Annotated in this window: 12 protein-coding genes; 8 read left to right on the forward strand and 4 right to left on the reverse strand. The window is 69.0% G+C overall.

The annotated features are described in order from the left end of the window. The first annotated feature begins 17 nt into the window (after window positions 1–17). From ACZ42A_RS02895 to ACZ42A_RS02920, 6 genes are all read left to right on the forward strand, one after another. The gene (locus ACZ42A_RS02895) at window positions 18–986 is read left to right on the forward strand and encodes a glycosyltransferase family protein (protein ID WP_468525345.1); all 969 of its coding nucleotides are present in this window, start codon (window positions 18–20) and stop codon (window positions 984–986) included. Between the two features lie 93 nt (window positions 987–1,079). Further along, window positions 1,080–2,192 (forward strand): multiple monosaccharide ABC transporter substrate-binding protein, encoded by a 1,113-nt coding sequence (gene chvE, locus ACZ42A_RS02900; protein WP_468525346.1) that lies wholly within the window; start codon window positions 1,080–1,082, stop codon window positions 2,190–2,192. Between the two features lie 32 nt (window positions 2,193–2,224). Continuing rightward, window positions 2,225–3,775 carry a multiple monosaccharide ABC transporter ATP-binding protein gene (mmsA, locus tag ACZ42A_RS02905; RefSeq protein ID WP_468525347.1) on the forward strand — a complete coding sequence of 517 codons (1,551 nt, stop codon included), beginning with the start codon at window positions 2,225–2,227 and terminating at the stop codon, window positions 3,773–3,775. Further along, entirely contained in the window at window positions 3,772–5,016 is a 1,245-nt protein-coding gene (gene mmsB / locus ACZ42A_RS02910; RefSeq protein WP_468525348.1) for a multiple monosaccharide ABC transporter permease, read from the forward strand. The genes mmsA and mmsB overlap by 4 nt, the downstream gene beginning before the upstream one ends. 58 nt (window positions 5,017–5,074) lie before the next feature. Next, the gene (locus ACZ42A_RS02915) at window positions 5,075–6,223 is read left to right on the forward strand and encodes an aldose epimerase family protein (RefSeq protein ID WP_468525349.1); all 1,149 of its coding nucleotides are present in this window, start codon (window positions 5,075–5,077) and stop codon (window positions 6,221–6,223) included. 114 nt (window positions 6,224–6,337) lie between these two features. After that, the gene (locus ACZ42A_RS02920; protein WP_468525350.1) at window positions 6,338–7,876 is read left to right on the forward strand and encodes a pyridoxal phosphate-dependent aminotransferase; all 1,539 of its coding nucleotides are present in this window, start codon (window positions 6,338–6,340) and stop codon (window positions 7,874–7,876) included. 5 nt (window positions 7,877–7,881) lie between these two features. Here the strand turns inward: ACZ42A_RS02920 and ACZ42A_RS02925 are convergent, their stop codons facing one another. The 4 genes from ACZ42A_RS02925 to ACZ42A_RS02940 all read right to left on the reverse strand — a co-directional run bounded on the left by ACZ42A_RS02925 (window position 7,882) and on the right by ACZ42A_RS02940 (window position 13,026). Then, window positions 7,882–9,318 carry a family 43 glycosylhydrolase gene (locus ACZ42A_RS02925; protein WP_468525351.1) on the reverse strand — a complete coding sequence of 479 codons (1,437 nt, stop codon included), beginning with the start codon at window positions 9,316–9,318 and terminating at the stop codon, window positions 7,882–7,884. After that, the gene (locus ACZ42A_RS02930; RefSeq protein ID WP_468525352.1) at window positions 9,300–10,268 is read right to left on the reverse strand and encodes an arabinan endo-1,5-alpha-L-arabinosidase; all 969 of its coding nucleotides are present in this window, start codon (window positions 10,266–10,268) and stop codon (window positions 9,300–9,302) included. The genes ACZ42A_RS02925 and ACZ42A_RS02930 overlap by 19 nt, the downstream gene beginning before the upstream one ends. Window positions 10,269–10,417: 149 nt before the next feature. Then, window positions 10,418–12,640 (reverse strand): caspase family protein, encoded by a 2,223-nt coding sequence (locus ACZ42A_RS02935; protein ID WP_468525353.1) that lies wholly within the window; start codon window positions 12,638–12,640, stop codon window positions 10,418–10,420. Continuing rightward, window positions 12,640–13,026, reverse strand: a complete 387-nt coding sequence (locus ACZ42A_RS02940) for an effector-associated constant component EACC1 (protein WP_468525354.1) — start codon at window positions 13,024–13,026, stop codon at window positions 12,640–12,642. Before ACZ42A_RS02940 ends, ACZ42A_RS02935 begins: the two co-directional genes overlap by 1 nt. A gap of 520 nt (window positions 13,027–13,546) precedes the next feature. Between ACZ42A_RS02940 and ACZ42A_RS02945 the strand changes: the two genes are divergently transcribed. Further along, window positions 13,547–15,130, forward strand: coding sequence for a phospholipase A2 (locus ACZ42A_RS02945; protein WP_468525355.1), 1,584 nt, complete (start codon window positions 13,547–13,549; stop codon window positions 15,128–15,130). A 160-nt stretch (window positions 15,131–15,290) separates the two neighbouring features. After that, window positions 15,291–17,690 (forward strand): proprotein convertase P-domain-containing protein, encoded by a 2,400-nt coding sequence (locus ACZ42A_RS02950; RefSeq protein WP_468525356.1) that lies wholly within the window; start codon window positions 15,291–15,293, stop codon window positions 17,688–17,690. Window positions 17,691–17,697: the final 7 nt, after the last annotated feature.

Here is a 17,697-nt window from a genome sequence, read left to right on the forward strand (position 1 = left end):
AACACAAAGGACAGCTTGTGACCGACGCTTCCGCCCCGGCAGCCCGTCGACCCGGTGAGCAGGCGCTCGCCGCACTCGGACTGGGCGCGCCCACCCTCGACCCCGCCGACGCCTCGCCGCACTCCTTCCCCGGCGGCGGCCGCTGGCGCACCGAGATCCCCTCGTGCGAGGGTCCCGAGGCGCTGGCCGTGGTGCTCAAGGAGGCCTCGCGCCTCGATGTGCCGATCCACCGGATCAGCCAGGGCAGCGGCGTGTGGATGCTGACCGACGCCGAGATCACCGAGATGGTCGAGGCGACCGCCGAACGCGACATCGAGCTCTGCCTGTTCACCGGCCCGCGCGGCACCTGGGACATCGGCGGCTCGACCCGCACCGACTCCCGCGGCGCCGGACTGCGCGCCCGCGGCCACGACGCGGTCGCCGGCTGCGTCGAGGACGCCGTGCGCGCCACCGAGCTGGGCGTCAAGTGCCTGCTCGTGGCCGACGAGGGCGTGCTGTGGACGCTGCACCGGGCACGCGAGGCCGGGATCATCCCCGCCGACACCACGCTGAAAGTTTCGGCGCTGATCGGCCCGGTCAACCCGGCCGCGTACGCGGTGTACGAGCGGCTGGGCGCCGACTCCGTCAACGTGCCCAGCGATCTGACGCTGGATCACCTCACCGAGATTCGCCGGGTGTCGGGCGCGCCGATGGACATGTACATCGAGGCGCCGGACGACCTGGGCGGCTACGTCCGGATGTACGAGGTGGCCGAGCTGATCCGGCGCGGCGCACCGCTCTATCTGAAGTTCGGCCTGTCCAAGGCTCCCGGGATCTACCCCTACGGCCACCACCTGCGCGATCTCACCCTGGCCACGGCCAAGGAGCGGGTGCGGCGCGGCCGGCTGGCGCTGGACCTGCTGGCGCGGCATGGCGCTGACGCGGACATGGCACCACTCGGCTCGCGACTGCCCGGGCAGCTCCAGCGGTTCGAAACACATTCATAAATTTTCGGACTCCCTCTTCACAGAAGAGGACGGAGCCCAACAGAATCCCACACATCCCCACCCCGCTGGACACCGACGTCAAGGAAGATGACCATGCGCAACCGCAGAGCCGCAGTCGCCGCGATAGCCACCGCCGCCTCCCTGGCCCTCACCCTGACCGCCTGCGGCCAGAACAGTGAGGGCGGCAGCGAGGAGGGCAAGGACAGCAGCGAAGGTGCCACCATCGGCATCTCCATGCCGACGAAGTCCTCCGAGCGCTGGATCGCCGACGGCAACAACGTTGTCCAGCACCTGAAGGACAAGGGCTACGAGACCAAGCTGGTCTACGGCGAGGACGACCCCGACCAGCAGGTCTCGCAGATCGAGAACATGATCACGCAGGGTGTGGACGCCCTGATCATCGCCGCCATCGACAACAAGTCGATGAACAACGTCCTGCAGCAGGCCAAGGACGCCGACATCCCGGTGATCTCCTACGACCGCCTGATCCTCGGCAGCGAGAACGTCGACTACTACGCGTCCTTCGACAACGAGAAGGTCGGCGAGCTCCAGGGCACCTACATCGTCGAGCAGCTCGGCCTGAAGGACGGCGGCGAGAAGGGCCCCTTCAACATCGAGCTGTTCGCCGGCTCCAACGACGACAACAACACCCGCTACTTCTTCCAGGGCGCGATGAACGTCCTGCAGCCCTACATCGACAAGAAGCAGCTCGTCGTGAAGTCCGGCCAGACGGAGCTGACCCAGGTCACCACGCTCCGCTGGGACGGCGCCACCGCCCAGCGCCGTATGGACGACATCCTCACCAAGTCCTACAAGAGCGGCCAGGTCGACGCGGTCCTCTCGCCGTACGACGGCATCTCCATCGGCATCCTCTCGGCGCTGAAGTCGGACGGCTACGGCTCCAAGAGCAAGCCGCTGCCGGTCGTCACCGGTCAGGACGCCGAGGTCGCCTCGGTGAAGTCGATCATCGCCGACGAGCAGTCGATGACCGTCTACAAGGACACCCGCGAGCTGGCCAAGGTCGCCTCGAACATGGTCGACGCGCTGCTCAACGACAAGAAGCCCGAGGTCAACGACACCAAGACCTACGACAACGGGGCGAAGGTCGTGCCGGCCTACCTGCTGGAGCCGGTCGCCGTCGACAAGGCCAACTACCAGAAGGTCGTCGTCGACTCCGGCTACATCAAGGAAAGCGACCTCAAGTAATCCGCGCCCTTTAAGGATTGGAAGGCACGACCATGGCGGGACCCGTCCTGGAAATGCGCTCGATCGTCAAGACCTTTCCCGGCGTCAAGGCGCTGTCGGACGTCACGCTGACCGTCCGGCAGGGCGAGGTCCACGCCATCTGCGGGGAGAACGGCGCCGGCAAGTCGACCCTGATGAAGGTCCTCTCCGGCGTCCATCCGCACGGCAGCTACGAGGGCGAGATCCTCTTCGAGGGAGAGGTCTGCCGGTTCAAGGACATCCGGGCGAGCGAGCAGCACGGCATCGTCATCATCCACCAGGAGCTGGCGCTGGTGCCGTTCCTGTCGATCGCCGAGAACATCTTCCTCGGCAACGAGCACGCCACCCGCGGGCTCATCAACTGGAACGAGACCCTGCGGCACGCCACCGAGCTGCTGCGCCGGGTGGGGCTGAGCGACCACCCGGAGACCCGCGTCGCCGACATCGGCGTGGGCAAGCAGCAGCTGGTGGAGATCGCCAAGGCGTTGTCCAAGAAGGTGAAGCTGCTCATCCTCGACGAGCCGACCGCGGCTCTGAACGACGAGGACAGCGACAAGCTCCTCGATCTGATCCTGGAGCTGAAGAACCAGGGCATCACCTCGATCATCATCTCCCACAAGCTGAACGAGATCCGCAAGGTCGCCGACTCGGTGACGATCATCCGGGACGGCCGGTCGATCGAGACGCTCGATGTGAAGGACCCGGGCACCACCGAGGACCGGATCATCAGCGGCATGGTCGGCCGCGACCTCGACCACCGCTTCCCGGAGCGCACCCCGCACGACCCGGAGGAGGGCACGGCCCCCGCGCTGGAGATCCGGGGCTGGACCGTGCACCACCCGATCGACCAGCAGCGCAAGGTGGTCGATGACGTGTCGCTCAACGTCCGGCGCGGGGAGATCGTCGGCATCGCGGGCCTGATGGGCGCCGGCCGCACCGAGCTGGCGATGAGCGTCTTCGGCCGCACCTACGGCCGCTACGCGGGCGGCACCGTCCTCAAGGACGGCAGGGAAATCCGTACGAAGACGGTGGCGGAGGCGGTGCAGAACGGCATCGCGTACGTCACCGAGGACCGCAAGCACTACGGCCTGAACCTGATCGACACCATCAACCGGAACATCTCGCTGACCGCCCTGAGCAAGGTGGCGAAGCGCGGCGTCGTCGACGAGCACGAGGAACGCCAGGTCGCCGAGCGGTTCCGGAAGTCGATGAACATCAAGGCGCCGACCGTGTTCGAACCGGTGGGCAAGCTGTCCGGCGGCAACCAGCAGAAGGTCGTCCTCAGCAAGTGGATCTTCGCGGGTCCGGACGTGCTGATCCTGGACGAGCCGACGCGCGGTATCGACGTCGGCGCGAAGTACGAGATCTACACGGTCATCGACAAGCTGGCCGCCGAGGGCAAGGCGGTCGTCTTCATCTCCTCCGAGCTGCCCGAGCTGCTCGGCATGTGCGACCGCATCTACACCATGGCCGCCGGGCGGCTGACGGGTGAGTTCTCCCGGGCCGAGGCCTCGCAGGAATCGCTGATGCGCCAGATGACGAAGGACAAAGAGGTAACCCGATGAGCACGGAAGTGACCGCCAAGAGCCCGGCCCCGGCGCCGCCGGGCGGCACCGGATCGGCCTCCGGCGGGGGCCTGCTCCACCTGGTGCTGGACGGCCTGCGACGCAATATGCGCCAGTACGGCATGCTGCTGGCCCTCGGTCTGATCGTGGCGCTGTTCGCCGTGTGGACCGACGGCGACCTGCTGCTGCCGCGCAACGTCTCCAACCTGGTCCTGCAGAACAGCTACATCCTGATCCTCGCGATCGGCATGATGCTGGTGATCATCGCCGGCCATATCGACCTGTCGGTCGGCTCGCTGACGGCGTTCGTGGGCGCGTTCGCGGCCGTGCTGACCGTGCAGCACGACATATCGTGGCCGGTCGCGGTCGTGCTCTGCCTGCTGGCGGGCGCGGTCGCGGGCGCGGCGCAGGGCTTCTTCATCGCGTATCTCGGCATACCGTCCTTCATCGTCACCCTCGCCGGCATGCTGGTCTTCCGTGGTGTCACGGAGATCCTGCTGGAGGGCCAGACCCTCGGCCCGTTCCCCGACGGCCTGCAGAAGATGGGCAACGGCTTCCTGCCCGAGGTCGGCCCGGAGACGAACTACCACAACATCACGCTGCTGCTCGGCTTCGTCCTGATCGCCTTCGTGGTCCTCCAGGAGCTGCGCGACCGCAAGCGCCAGCAGGAGTTCGCGCTGGACGTGGTCCCGCTCAACCTCTTCCTGCTCAAGCTCGTCGCCATCGCCGCCGCGCTCCTCACGGTCACCCTGCTGCTCGCCAGCTACAAGGGCGCGCCGATCATCCTGCTCATCCTGGGCGCCCTGGTCGTGGGCTACGGCTACCTGATGCGCAACTCGGTCTTCGGCCGGCACATCTACGCGATCGGCGGCAACCTGCCGGCGGCGAAGCTGTCCGGTGTGAAGGACAAGAAGGTCACCTTCCTGGTCTTCCTGAACATGGGCGTGCTCGCGGCCCTGGCGGGTCTGGCGATCGCCGCCCGGCTGAACGCGGCGTCTCCGAAGGCGGGCCTGAACTACGAACTCGAGGCGATCGCCTCCGCGTTCATCGGTGGCGCGTCCATGAGCGGCGGTGTCGGCACCGTCCTCGGCGCGATCATCGGCGGCCTCGTCCTCGGCGTGCTGAACAACGGCATGAACCTCCTCAGCGTCGGCACCGACTGGCAGCAGGTCATCAAGGGGCTCGCCCTGCTGGCCGCGGTCGGGTTCGACGTATGGAACAAGCGCAAGTCCGGTTCGTGAGTCAGCTCGGGCCCCGCACTCGGTGCGGGGCCCTCTCTCCTTCCCAGGAGCCGCACCTATGGAACTGAACAGACGCACGGTCATCGCAGGAGCCGCGGCGGGCCTCGCCGCGACAACACTCGGCGGCACGGCTGAGGCCGCCACGGGAGGCAGGAAGCCGGTGAAGGAACTCTTCGGCAAACTCGCGGACGGCACCAAGGTGTACCGCTGGTCGCTGGAGAACGGCGGCACCCGGATGAAGGTCCTCTCCTACGGCGGGATCGTCCAGTCCCTGGAGATCCCGGACCGCCGCGGCCGCTACGCGAACGTGTCGCTGGGCTTCGACAACATCGAGGACTACGTCTCCTCCAGCCCCTACTTCGGCGCACTGATCGGCCGCTACGGCAACCGCATCGCCAAGGGCCGCTTCACCCTCGACGGCAAGGCCCACCAGCTCTCCGTCAACGACGGCGAGAACAGCCTGCACGGCGGCGCGCAGGGCTTCGACAAGCGGGTGTGGGACATCGAGCCGTTCGTCGACGGCTCGGACGTCGGCCTGCACCTCCACTACACGAGCGTCGACGGCGAGATGGGCTACCCCGGCACGCTCAGGTCCAAGGTGACCTACACCCTCACCCGCACCGGCGACTGGCGCATCGACTACGAGGCCACCACCGACAAACCGACGATCTGCAACCTCACCAGCCACGTCTACTTCAACCTGGCGGGCGAGGGCAGCGGCACGATCTACGACCACGAGCTGCGGATCGCCGCCTCCCGCTACACGCCGGTCGACGCGGGCCTGATCCCCACGGGCGAGCTGGCGAAGGTGGCGGGCACTCCCTTCGACTTCCGCCGGACGAAGACCATCGGCGAGGACATCCGGGTCGCCCACCAGCAGCTGCTGTACGGCAAGGGCATCGACCACAACTGGGTCCTGGACAAGGGCATCACGGCGCGCCCGGAGCACATCGCCACGCTCCGCGACCCCGCCTCGGGCCGCACCATGAAGATCGCGACGACCGAGCCGGGCCTGCAGTTCTACTCCGGCAACTTCCTCGACGGCACCCTCGTCGGCACCGGCGGCGCGATCTACCGCCAGGGCGACGCGCTCTGCCTGGAGACCCAGCACTTCCCGGACGCCCCGAACCAGCCGTCGTTCCCGTCGACGACGCTGCGACCGGGGCAGACGTACCGCTCGACGACGGTGCACTCGTTCAGCGCGTAAACGCGCTTTCTCTTCACGGGAGTTGAACGGCTCCCCGTGGGCCTCCGTATGTAAGGGCGGCCCGTGCTCCCCCGCGCGGGCCACCCACAGACGGAGGTTCCCTTGGCCGGCCCCATGGCTGACAACGTCACCGCCCTGTTCCGCAGCGGCGCCGCGCACAGCCCGTCGATGGCGGCGCTGGCACGGCAGGGCGGCGGCGACGGGGCCGGCCCGCTGGACTTCTGCATCCCCTGCAACCCGTACTTCCCCACCCCGGCGATGTTCGAGGACATGGCGGCGAAGCTGCGGGACATCCTCACGTACTACCCGAGCGGCGCCGACACCATCACCGCCGAACTCTGCGACCTGCTCCAGCTCCCGCCGCAGTGCGTGGCCATGGGCAACGGCTCGACAGAGCTGATCACCTGGATCGACCACCTCCTGGTCCGCGAGTCCCTGGCGATTCCCGTCCCCACCTTCGGCCGCTGGACCGACCAGCCCATGGAGACCGGCAAGCGGGTCGACATGTTCCCGCTCCAGGAGTCGAGCGGCTTCGCCCTGGATCTGGCGCAGTACGCGGACTTCATCCGCACGCGCGGCACGAGGGTGGCCGTCCTCTGCAACCCCAACAACCCCGACGGCGGCTACCTCCACAGGCACGCGGTCGTGCAGTTCCTGGACGCGATGGCCGACCGGGACCTGGTGATCGTCGACGAGTCGTTCCTCGAGTTCTGCGACGCCGAGACGGAACCGTCCGTCGCCCAGGAGGCGATGCTCCGGCCGAACGTGATCGTGCTGCGCAGCCTCGGCAAGAACTTCGGCCTGCACGGCATCCGGTTCGGCTACCTGGTGGCGAATCCGGCGCTGGCGGGCAAGGTCCGCTCGATGCTCCCGAAGTGGAACCTCAACTCGTTCGCGGAGCATGTGGTCTTCATGCTGCGCGAGCACGGCCCGGAGTACGCGCAGAGCCTCCAGCAGGTACGCCGGGACCGCCTGGAGATGGCGAGCGCGCTGTCGGCTCTGCCCGGCCTGACGGTCTACCCGTCCCAGGGCAACTTCCTCTTCGTCCGCCTCCCCGTCGGCGCCGAAGGCACCGTGGTCCGGGACCGGCTGCTCACCGAGCACCGGATCCTGGTCCGCGAGTGCGGCAACAAGATCGGTTCGTCCAGCCGCTTCCTGCGACTCGTGGTGCGCCCCCAGGTCGACGTGCGTCGCCTGGTGTCCGGCCTGGAACAGGTGCTCTACGGGACCAGGAGGGGAGCCGCCGTGCCCGAGCTGAGCACCGGGACCAGCTACAGCTCGGGCACGGCGGCGGTTGACCGGTTGGTGGGGGCGACGAACGGGACGGGAGCGCAGCTCCCTGCGGGGCTGACGGCCGGAGCGGCCGCCGGGGCGGGCGTGCCCGCCGGGGTACCGATGCCCGCACCCCAGCCGATGCCCGCACCGCAGCCGGTACCGGCCCCCCAGCCGATACCGGCGCCTCAGCCGATGCCCCAGCCGCCCCCGCAGCCCGTGCCCGTACCCGCCCCGGCGGCGGCCGGCCCCACCCCGCCCGGCGTCCCCGCGCGCGGCGGCCTCACCGCCGCCCAGGTACGCGGCACCGACGGCCTGACCCCGGCCCCGGCGACGGGCTGGCCCAGCCCGGGCGGCTGGCCGGGCACAGCATCCGCGTAGCCGGCCTACACCGGGTTCAGCCTCCACTGCTGGCAGCCGTTGTTCAGCCACGTCCACTGCCGTACGTCGGCGCCATCCGCGGTGGAACAGTTCGCGACATCCGCGACCTTGCCGGTGGCCTGATTGACGATCCGGACGTAACCGCTGTCGGTGGCCAGGAACCGGAACCGCTGGCAGGTGTTGTTCAGCCAGGACCACTGCCGCAGATCGGCCCCCTCGGCGGCGGAGCAGTCCTGGGTGTCGAGCACCTTGCCGGTCGCGACGTTGACGAGCCGGTGGGTGTCGTCGCCCAGGTCCTCGAGGCGCCAGCGCTGGTTGGTGCCGCCGTTGCAGGCGTACTGCTGGACGTTGGCCCCGTCGGCGGTCGAGCCACCCGAGACGTCCAGGCACTTCCCGCTGTTCCGGTTGGTGAGGGTGTAGGTGGTGGAGGCGGTGGAGGGCTCACCGGAGGGCCCGGCAAGGGACGCGCCCAGCCGCACCGGCGTACCGAAGTTCGGCGTACCGTCCGCGTTCCAGCCGAACTTCTGCGCCCGCGTCGTACGCCCGTTGTCGCACCCCTCGCTCGCGCTGTCGTTGGCGTGGTAGACGATCCAGTCCTCACGCCCGTCCGGCGAGGTGAAGAACCCGTTGTGCCCCGGCCCGTACACGCCGTTCGCGTCGCTGCGCTGGAAGACGGGCGTCGACTTCTTCGTCCAGGAGGACGCCGACAGCGGGTTGGAGCCGGTGAGCTCCAGCTGGCCGAGCTTGTAGTCGGGGGTCCAGCAGCCGCTGGCGGAGTAGATGAGGAACGTCCGGCCGCCCCGTTGCAGCACCTCCGCTCCCTCGTTGACGGTGCCGCCCTGCCGCTCCCAGTCGTACGTCGGCCTGGAGATGGTCGAGTACGAGCCGCTGACGGTGTACGGATTGGACATCGGCGCGATGACGAGGTTCTGCGTGCCTTCGGTGATCGCGCTGCCCAGCATGTACAGCCGGCCACCCACGTTCAGCAGGCTCGGATCCAGCATCCACGCGCTGTTGAGCTGGCCCTTGTAGGTGTACGGCCCCATGGGATCGGACCCGGCGCTCTCCAGCACGTGGCTGCGCTGCGTCGGGTTGTAGTCGGACACGTTCTGCCCGGCGACGTAGTACAGGTACCAGCGCCCGTTGACGAAATGGAGCTCGGGCGCCCAGATGTTGCAGCACCGCGAGGCGGCGTCGCCCTTCCACACCTGGACGCTGGGCGCGGTGGAGAGCCCGGCGAGGGTGGCGGACTTGCGGATGGTGATCGCGTCGGTCCAGCTGGTGGTGATCAGGTAGTAGTTGCCGTTGTGGTACGAGATCCAGGGGTCGGCGCCCTTGACCGACTTCACGGGGTTGGCGAACGAGGCGGCACTGGCGGGGGTCTGCCCCAGGGCGAGGACGAAGACCAGCGCGGCCAGCAGGGTCAGTAGGCGACGGGCCATCCGCTGCTCCAGTTCAGGAGGTTGATGCCGAGCTTCGGCGTGCCGTTGTCGTTGCCGTCGTAGTAGTGGTAGACGATCAGGTCGCCGTCGACGTCGTTCATGATCGACTGACCGCCCGGGCCGATGATGCTGCCGTGCGACTCCAGCACCGGCGTGCCGCCGTTGTTCATCATCGAGACGCCGTTCTTGTCGTAGTACGGCCCGGTGATGGAGGTGGCCCGGCCGACCTTGACCTTGTACGTGGAGCTGGTGCCGGCGCAGCAGGTGTCGTACGAGGCGAAGAGGTAGTAGTAGCCGTTGCGCTTGACGATGAACGGCGCTTCGACGGCCTTCGTGCCGGTGGGCCGGGAGGCGAGCGAGTAGCGGGTGGTGTTGGTGGACAGCTGCTTCCCGGTGCTGGGATTGATCTGGATCATCTTGATCCCGGTCCACCAACTGCCGAAGGACAGCCACCACTTGCCGTCGCTGTCGACGAAGAGGTTGGGGTCGATGGCGTTGTAGTCGCTGGAGGAGTTGGAGGTGTAGACGATCCCGTAGTCGGTCCAGCTGCCCGGCTGCCCGGTGGTGGAGCCGGCGAGACCGATGGCGGACGTGTTCGACCCGAACTTCGAGACGGAGTAGTACATCAGGTACTTGCCGCCGTGGTACGAGATGTCCGGCGCCCACGCCTCCGGCACGGAGGAGTAGTTCGACCACCAGCTCGGCCGCGTCGAGAACGCGTCGGCGCCGGCGCGGAAGGCGGTGCGGTCGGTGGACGTCTTGTTCGCGATGCCGCCGCCGGTGGCGTACAGCAGGTACTGCCCCGACGAGGTGCGGATCATCGTCGGGTCGTGGACGACGGTGGACCCGGTGACGTAGCCGGGGTTGGGGTAGGCCGACGCCGTGGAGGGGACCAGGGCGAGGAGGGCGGCGGCGGGCAGGGCAAGAAGGGCGGTGCGGGTGCGGCTCATGTGGGGGTCGCTCCTGTTCTGTATTTCGAACATCGATCGCCACTGCGAACGGGAACGTAGAATCGAACCCCTTGCGCGTCAACGGTTTACGCAGACATCGCCCTGTCATGCACGGAACAGACGGAACCAACCCGGCAGATCGACCTGCCTCAGCCACACTCGCCTTCGCGGGGAGGTGCCGTAGCGACCAGCTTCGGCGCCCTGTCCGCCGGGTCCAGCCGGAGGACCGAGACCGCCTGACCGGACGCGTAGCCCTGGTCGTCGAGGCAGATCCGGCCGGTGGCGGCCTCGAACCGCAGGGTGAGGAACCCGGCGGTGACGGCGCTGGTGTTGGGCACCTTGTAGGGCTGAGCCATCCGCCGGATCGCCTGGGCCGCCGTCAGCGTCGAGTCGTACGCGGAGATGGTCTCGCCGTCGGCGAGGTCGACCGCGCCCATGTACGGCCGCAGACGTCGGACGAGTTCCTCCAGTTTCTCCATCTCGCGCCCTTTAGCCCCATCGGGGTGGGCCCCGGAGGTGTACTCGACGGTGATGCTCCTGCGCAGGGCGCCCCAGTCGAGCTCGGGGTCCCGGTACAGGGCGGAGGCTCCGGAGCCGCTGAGGACCGTGAACTCGCGGTCCTGACAGGGCCGGTCCCCCAGCGCGTGGACGAGGTGACGCAGGTCCTCCGAGGCGCCGGCGAAGAGTACGTTCTCGACATCGGCGGGCTGGGCGCAGATGTCGAAGGCGAGGTTCCGGAACTGCCGTTCCATGTCTTCCTCGTCCAAAGCCGAGCTGTAGATGACCGTCTCGTGCAGGGCTGCCCACCGCTTGAGGAAGGCGTTGCGCAAGTCCCGCACGTACCCCTGTTTGTCCCTCTCGTGGACGAGGACGCCACTCCGTTCCGTGGCCGCTTCCTTCTTCATCAACGCCAGGGCGGAGACCTGATCGTCGGCGCTGGGCATGATCCAGGCGATGCTGCCGTTGCTCAGCCCGTAGTCGCGCGGCGGCGAGTTCGGCGTGAAGGAGCCGGCGACCCCGGGCACTCCCCAGTCCGTGACGTCCTGGACGACGTGACGGACGGAAGCATGGTTCACGTCGAACCCCACGACCGCGCGCAGGTTGTGCTCCTCCGACTGCGCCATGTCCACCAGCTGGTCGGACACGCGCGACGACCGGCTGCCCGGATGGGCGAGCACGAGACGGACGTACGGCGAGTCGCCCCCCTCGTTGGTCCGGCGCTGCGCCGCATACGCACCCTGGACCTGGTGCAGGATCCGCTCCTTGGCGGCGGCGTCGTCAGCGATCAGCGGAGCGAGCAGCGCGATCGTGACGAACGGCTTGCCGTCGGGGATGTGGGCGTTGTCGTCCGCGATCGCCCGGGAGACGGACTTGAGTTCGGGCATGAAGGAGTGGCGCCCGTCGGACACTCCGCCGCATTCGGGCGTCACCTCGTGCGCGCTCAGGCTCGCGCACGGGTCGTCGCCGCCCAGCAGCGCGGTCGGAACAGCGACGAAGGGGAAGCTCACGACGGCCGCCATGACGAGCAGGGGGTGCAGCAGCCTGGCGAAGCGGCCGAGGGCAGGGGGACGTACGGGAGGGATCTCCTCCTCGTCCGGTGCGCCTCCCTCAGCCGGTACGTTCTCCTCGGCGGAACGCGGCTCCCACCGATTGCGGACGAGCGCGATCGCGTGCCCCCCGTTGCGCGCGCGCTGCTGCGGCGCCGGGATGCCCGTGCGGGCGGCCAGGCGGTCGCGGACCTCGGTGAAGAGGACGTCCATGGGCAGCGGATCGGGGCCGCCGGGTACGCCCTCCTCGATCACGCGCAGCAGCTCGCCGGTGAACGCGGTGTACTTCTCGCCCGGCGGCGCCATGGCCGGCTTGGTCTCGGCGGAGGACGTCATCACGTAGGTGCCCTCGGCCATCGTGCGGTTGGCGATGCCGGTCGCGGCGCCCATGTAGCCCGTCAGCGCGCTGCCGCTGTAGCAGCAGTCCAGGATGACGACCCGGGCGAGCGCCCGGCCGGTGTCGACGATCAGGTCGCGTACGTCGTCGTAGGCCACGCCTCGGTACAGCCGCTCGGCGTCGGTGTGCAGCAGGGCGAGGCGGAGTTCGGCGTCCGCGGTGAGCAGGCCGTGTCCGGCGAAGTAGACCAGCAGGGCGTCTTCGGCCTCCGTGGCGGCGGTGTGGACGGCGTCGAGGACCTCGTCCTTGCTCGTCGGGTTGGACAGAACGGCGAGGTGTTCCGGGGGCAGGCCCCAGACGTCCTCGGCGGTGAGGAGGGAGGCGAGTCTCTCGATGTTGTTGGCGACGGCAGGCAGATCGTCGAGCTTCTCGTACGTGTCCACGCCGACGATCACGGCTCGCGACGCCGCGGGATCGGGCAGCGGCATCAGGCGGCGCCCGGTCCGTCGTCGTGCGGCTCTCCGTCCTCTCCCTCTTCCGGAGCGGTGAGTTCGGCGACGATCCGGCGGATGGTCTCCTCGGAGGCGTCATGGACGGTGAGGGAACCGCCGTTCACATGGATGGTGACGGGCGGCGCGGAGGGACGGGTTCTGCGCCAAGCGGCGTAGGACAGCGCCAGGTTGAGGGCGGTGAGGCCCTGTCCCACGATCAGCTCGATCACGTCGACGGCGCCCATGCTCCCGCTGCCCGGCGAGCTCGGCGCCAGTCCCACGGTGGTGTGCCGATGGACGTCCGCGTCTCGGCGCAGCCAGCGATACAGATCGATCAGCGCGGTGTCCCGCTCCGCCTCCGCGACCGCGATCCGAACCTCCACAGCGCCTCCCCCTCGTCGTCCCGCCGGCCGTTGCCTCACAGCCCAGTGTGATCGCCACCCGCCCCAGGCACCACCGACTCCGCAGACTCCACCGACTCGGTCAACTCCAGCCCACGCGGTCCGATTTCGTCGACCTCAGGAGGAAGTGACCCGATGTCGCCGGCCACCTTTCGGTTCCCAGCATGCGGGCGTAATTGATGTGATCTGGATCACACGACACGGATGGCCGCCACTTTTCCTTCACGTACGGGAACGGACCGATCGCAGGCTCCGCGCATCTGCACGTGGCATGTGCCAGAAGCATGAACGCCGCCGATATATGCATGCCCCCGACAACCTCTTCCCCCCTGCAACGCAAGGGAGTTGAGCCATCACGCCCCGCCAGCCAAGTGGAGGGTGAAGCTCCTCTTCTGACTCCTTGTGGGCGTGATCAACAGCGCCCTAGTGTCCGCAGCGATCACTCAAGATGATCTACATCGAGGGGGGACTTGTGCGCAGAACTGCGCTGCCTGTCGCTGCTGTGCTCGGGCTTTCGCTGCTGCTCCCGCAGCATCAGGCCGTCGCGGCGGAGACCGTCGACCAACCGCTTGCCGAGGGAACGATCCAGGACGTCGGTCCCGGCCTGTACTTCTCGGGGACCCAGGAGTTCCAGGTCACCGAGACCGACGTGCCCGGCATCCTGATGAACCGCCGGCACTCGGTGAGCGCCCAGGCCGACGGCGTCGCCTCGCCCGAGGACGCCCCGACCACGCGTGCCGACATGGGCGTCTTCGGCCCCAGCTGGGAAGCCGAGTTCGTCGGCGGTCAGCTCAACCGGAAGCTGGAGCAGCAGGGCGACGTCATCCTGGTGACCGACCTGGGTGTGAACGAGACGCTCCGGTACGAGCTGAAGTCCAGCATCGAGTACCCGAGCGGCGGCGGCGTGAAGAAGTACGCGACCGCGGACGGGTTCCAGATCACCGAGACGACCAAGTGGAACGACACCACGGGGACCCTGGACACCTCCATCGTCGAGGTCATCAACGTGGACCTCACCGCGACGGTCGCCGGCGACGACACCTTCACCGACGCGTCCGGCCAGCCGATCGCGGCCGCGAACCTCAAGCCCACCTACAAGTGGGAGCAGGCCGCGACCGGCGCCGACACCTGGCGGGTCATCAGCGTCGGCAACAACACCTACGCCACCGGCGTCGAGTACGACACCCACGGCCGCGTCGCCGAGATCAACAGGCCCGCCATCGGCGAGAAGCCGGCCAGCACCTCCGTGATCAGCTACGCGACCGCCACCACGGCCACGTCCTCCTCGCCCGGCGACTACGCGGGCCGGGTCAAGCAGATCACCGTCACCGAGGGTGCCACCACGCAGACCCTCGCCCGGTACTCCTACGACTCGTCCGGCCTGCTGCGCACCGTGACCAACCCGGCGGAGTCCGGCGAGCCGCTGGCCACGTACGCCTACGACGCCGCGGACCGTCTGACCGACCTCACCTCGCCGACCAACGGCAGCTGGAACCTGGACTTCTCGTCCGGGTCCGCGCTGCCGGACGCCACCCCCAACGGGGAGGTGCCGACCCCGGGCGCCTCCGTCGAGGGCGACGCCCCGAGCCCGGACGCCACCGCCGCCGACACGCCGCCCGCCTCCGAGTTCGTCTCCGAGGACCTGTCGGGTCCGGCGTCGTACCCGTCGCACTGCGACACGGCGACGAGCTGGATGTACTACACGAAGTCCGGCTGCACCACGAAGGTGGCGCACTACGGCTGGCACTACCCCTCGTGGAAGAAGCTGCCGAACGGCACCTGGGTGCGCGGCATCTTCGAGGACCACTGCACCACCGCGCCCGACCGGCCCCTCGGCTACGACTTCCGCCCGGCCTGTGACCAGCACGACTACGGCTACGGCACCATCGGCAACTCGTACAAGGGCTACTACAAGTACCTCTCCCGCAACAAGGGCCTGAACGTGGACGGCGTCTTCTGGACCTCGCTCTACGTCAAGACGTGCCAGGCCTACTTCTGGGCCAGCACCTGCCGCTCCCTCGCCGACACGTACTTCGTGTTCGTCGCGGCCATCGGCCGGGCCAAGAACGGCGCGAACGCCACCTGATCGACCTGGTCCCCGGCAGCACCCGCTGACGGACAACGCGACTCGGGCATGAAGGCCGGACGGCGGACTTCTCAGCCATCCGGCCTTCGGCGTCCCACCCCACCCCTGGCTTCGCGCCTCCCCACGGGCATGCCGTGCCCGCCTCCCTGTTGGAGAGAAATTGAAGAGACCGATATGGTCCGCGGTCGTCATGGCGATGGTCACCGTGTCCCTCGGCGCGGGGCTCGCCACCGCCGCACCGCTGAACACCCCCACCGCCACCACGGCGGAGAGCGGCCCGGTCGACCCGCCGCTGTACGACGGGACCGCCGACGGCGGCACCGTCCGCGTCAACGTCGTCACCGAGAACCGCACGGACCTGTCCGGCGCGGCCAGCGCCGGTGAGACGGTGCAGACCTTCGAGACCCTGCCGCTCGTCACCCTCAGGGTCGACCGCGGCGGCCTGGACGAACTGGCCGCCCAGCCGGGCGTGGTCAGCGTCACCGAGGACGTGCCGGTGCCGCCCACGCTCGACCAGAGCGTGCCGCTCATCGGCGGCGACGCGGCCACCGCGGCCGGCAAGACCGGCGCGGGCAGCGCGATCGCCGTCCTGGACACCGGCGTCGCCACCGGCCACCCGTTCCTGGACGGCCGGGTCATCGCCGAGGCCTGCTACTCGCCGGCCGACGCCGAGTACTCCGCCACCAGCCTCTGCCCCGACGGCACCGCGGCCCAGGAGGGTCCGGGCACCGCCGACGTGGAGACCGGTGGGTGCGCGACCATGGGTGCCGCCGTGTGCTCCCACGGCACCCATGTGGCCGGTATCGCCGCGGGTGACGGCACCGGCCTCGCCGGCGCCCCCAAGCGCGGTGTCGCCCCCGGCGCCGACATCGTCGCCATCCAGGTGTTCAGCAAGTTCACCTCCGAGGACTTCTGCGGCCCCGGCGCCGCGCCCTGCGTCCTCAGCTTCACCAGCGCCCAGATCGCGGGCCTGGAGAAGGTGCTGAAGCTCCGGCAGGCCGGGACGCCGGTCGTCGCGGCCAACCTGAGCCTCGGCAGCGGGCGGTACAACGCCGCCTGTGAGAAGGACCCGCGCAAGCTGGCCATCGACAACCTGTTCAACGCCGGTGTCGCCACCGTCGTCGCGTCCGGGAACAACGGCTACGGCGACGCGGTCAGCGCACCCGCCTGTGTCTCCTCCGCCATCGCGGTCGGCTCTTCCACCGACGACGACCAGCTGTCCACGTTCGGCAACCGGGGCGCGCTGCTGGACGTCCTCGCCCCCGGCACCGGGATCATCTCCTCCGTGCCCGGCGACGGCTACGGCTCGAAGAACGGCACCTCGATGGCCGCGCCGCACGTGGCCGGTGCCTTCGCGGTCCTGCGGGAGGCGTTCCCGACCAAGAGCGTCGGGGAGCTGGAGTCGCTCCTGGAGACCTCCGGGAAGACCATCACGTACACCGGTGCCACGACTCCCCGGATCGACCTGGGCAAGGCGCTGGGCGGTTCTCAGCCGCAGCCCGAGCCGGAGCCCGCGCCCACCGCCAAGCCCCGGCCGTCCGTGATCGTCAACAACACGGACCACACCGTCCCGGACCCCGGAACGGCCCAGTCGCCGATCACGGTGGCCGGCTTCTCCGGCAACGCGCCGAAGAACCTCCAGGTGCACGTGGAGGCCACGCACGAGTGGCGCGGTGACCTGTCCATCTCCCTGGCCGACCCGAACGGCAGGCTGTACCCGCTGAAGTCTCCCTCCGGGACCGAGGACGGCGGCACGCTCAGCACCACCTACACGGTCGACGCCAGCACCTCCCCGGCCAACGGCGTCTGGACGCTCCAGGTCCAGGACACCTCGGAGGGCGCCGTCGGCACGCTGAAGGACTGGTCGCTGACCTTCCCGACCCCGTTCGAGAAGACCGGTGCGGTCGCCGTCCCGGACGCGGGCACCCTCACGTCCGAGATCACGGTGGCCGGGATCTCCGGCAACGCGCCGGGGGCGCTGCAGGTGTCCGTGGACGCCGTGCACGAGTGGCGCGGTGACGTGAAGATCGATCTGGTCGCCCCGAGCGGCACCACGCTCCCGCTGAAGTCGCCCTCCGCGACGGAGGACGGCGGCGACATCAAGACGACGTACACGGTCGACGCGAGCGCCTCCCCGGCCAACGGCGTCTGGAAGCTGCAGGTCCAGGACACCTCGACGGGCGCCGTGGGCACGCTCAACGGCTGGTCCCTGACGTTCCCCTCATACGAGAACCAGACCAAGCACAGCCTGCCCGACCCGGGCACCGTGGACGTGCCGGTCGCGGTGAGCGGGCTGACCGGGGCCGCGCCCAGGAAGCTGAAGGTGTACGTCGACGCCACCCACGAGTGGCGCGGTGACCTGGAGATCAACCTGGTCGCCCCGGACGGCAAGCTGTACCTGGTGAAGGCGGACTCCGCGACCGAGACCGGCGGCACCATCCAGCAGGTCTACACGGTCGACGCCAGTGCCTCCCCGGCGAACGGCACCTGGAAGCTCCGCGTCGAGGACATCTCCGGGGGCGCCACCGGCACCCTCAACGGCTGGTCGCTGACCTTCTGAGCCACCT

Source organism: Streptomyces sp. NPDC030838 (assembly GCF_055572035.1).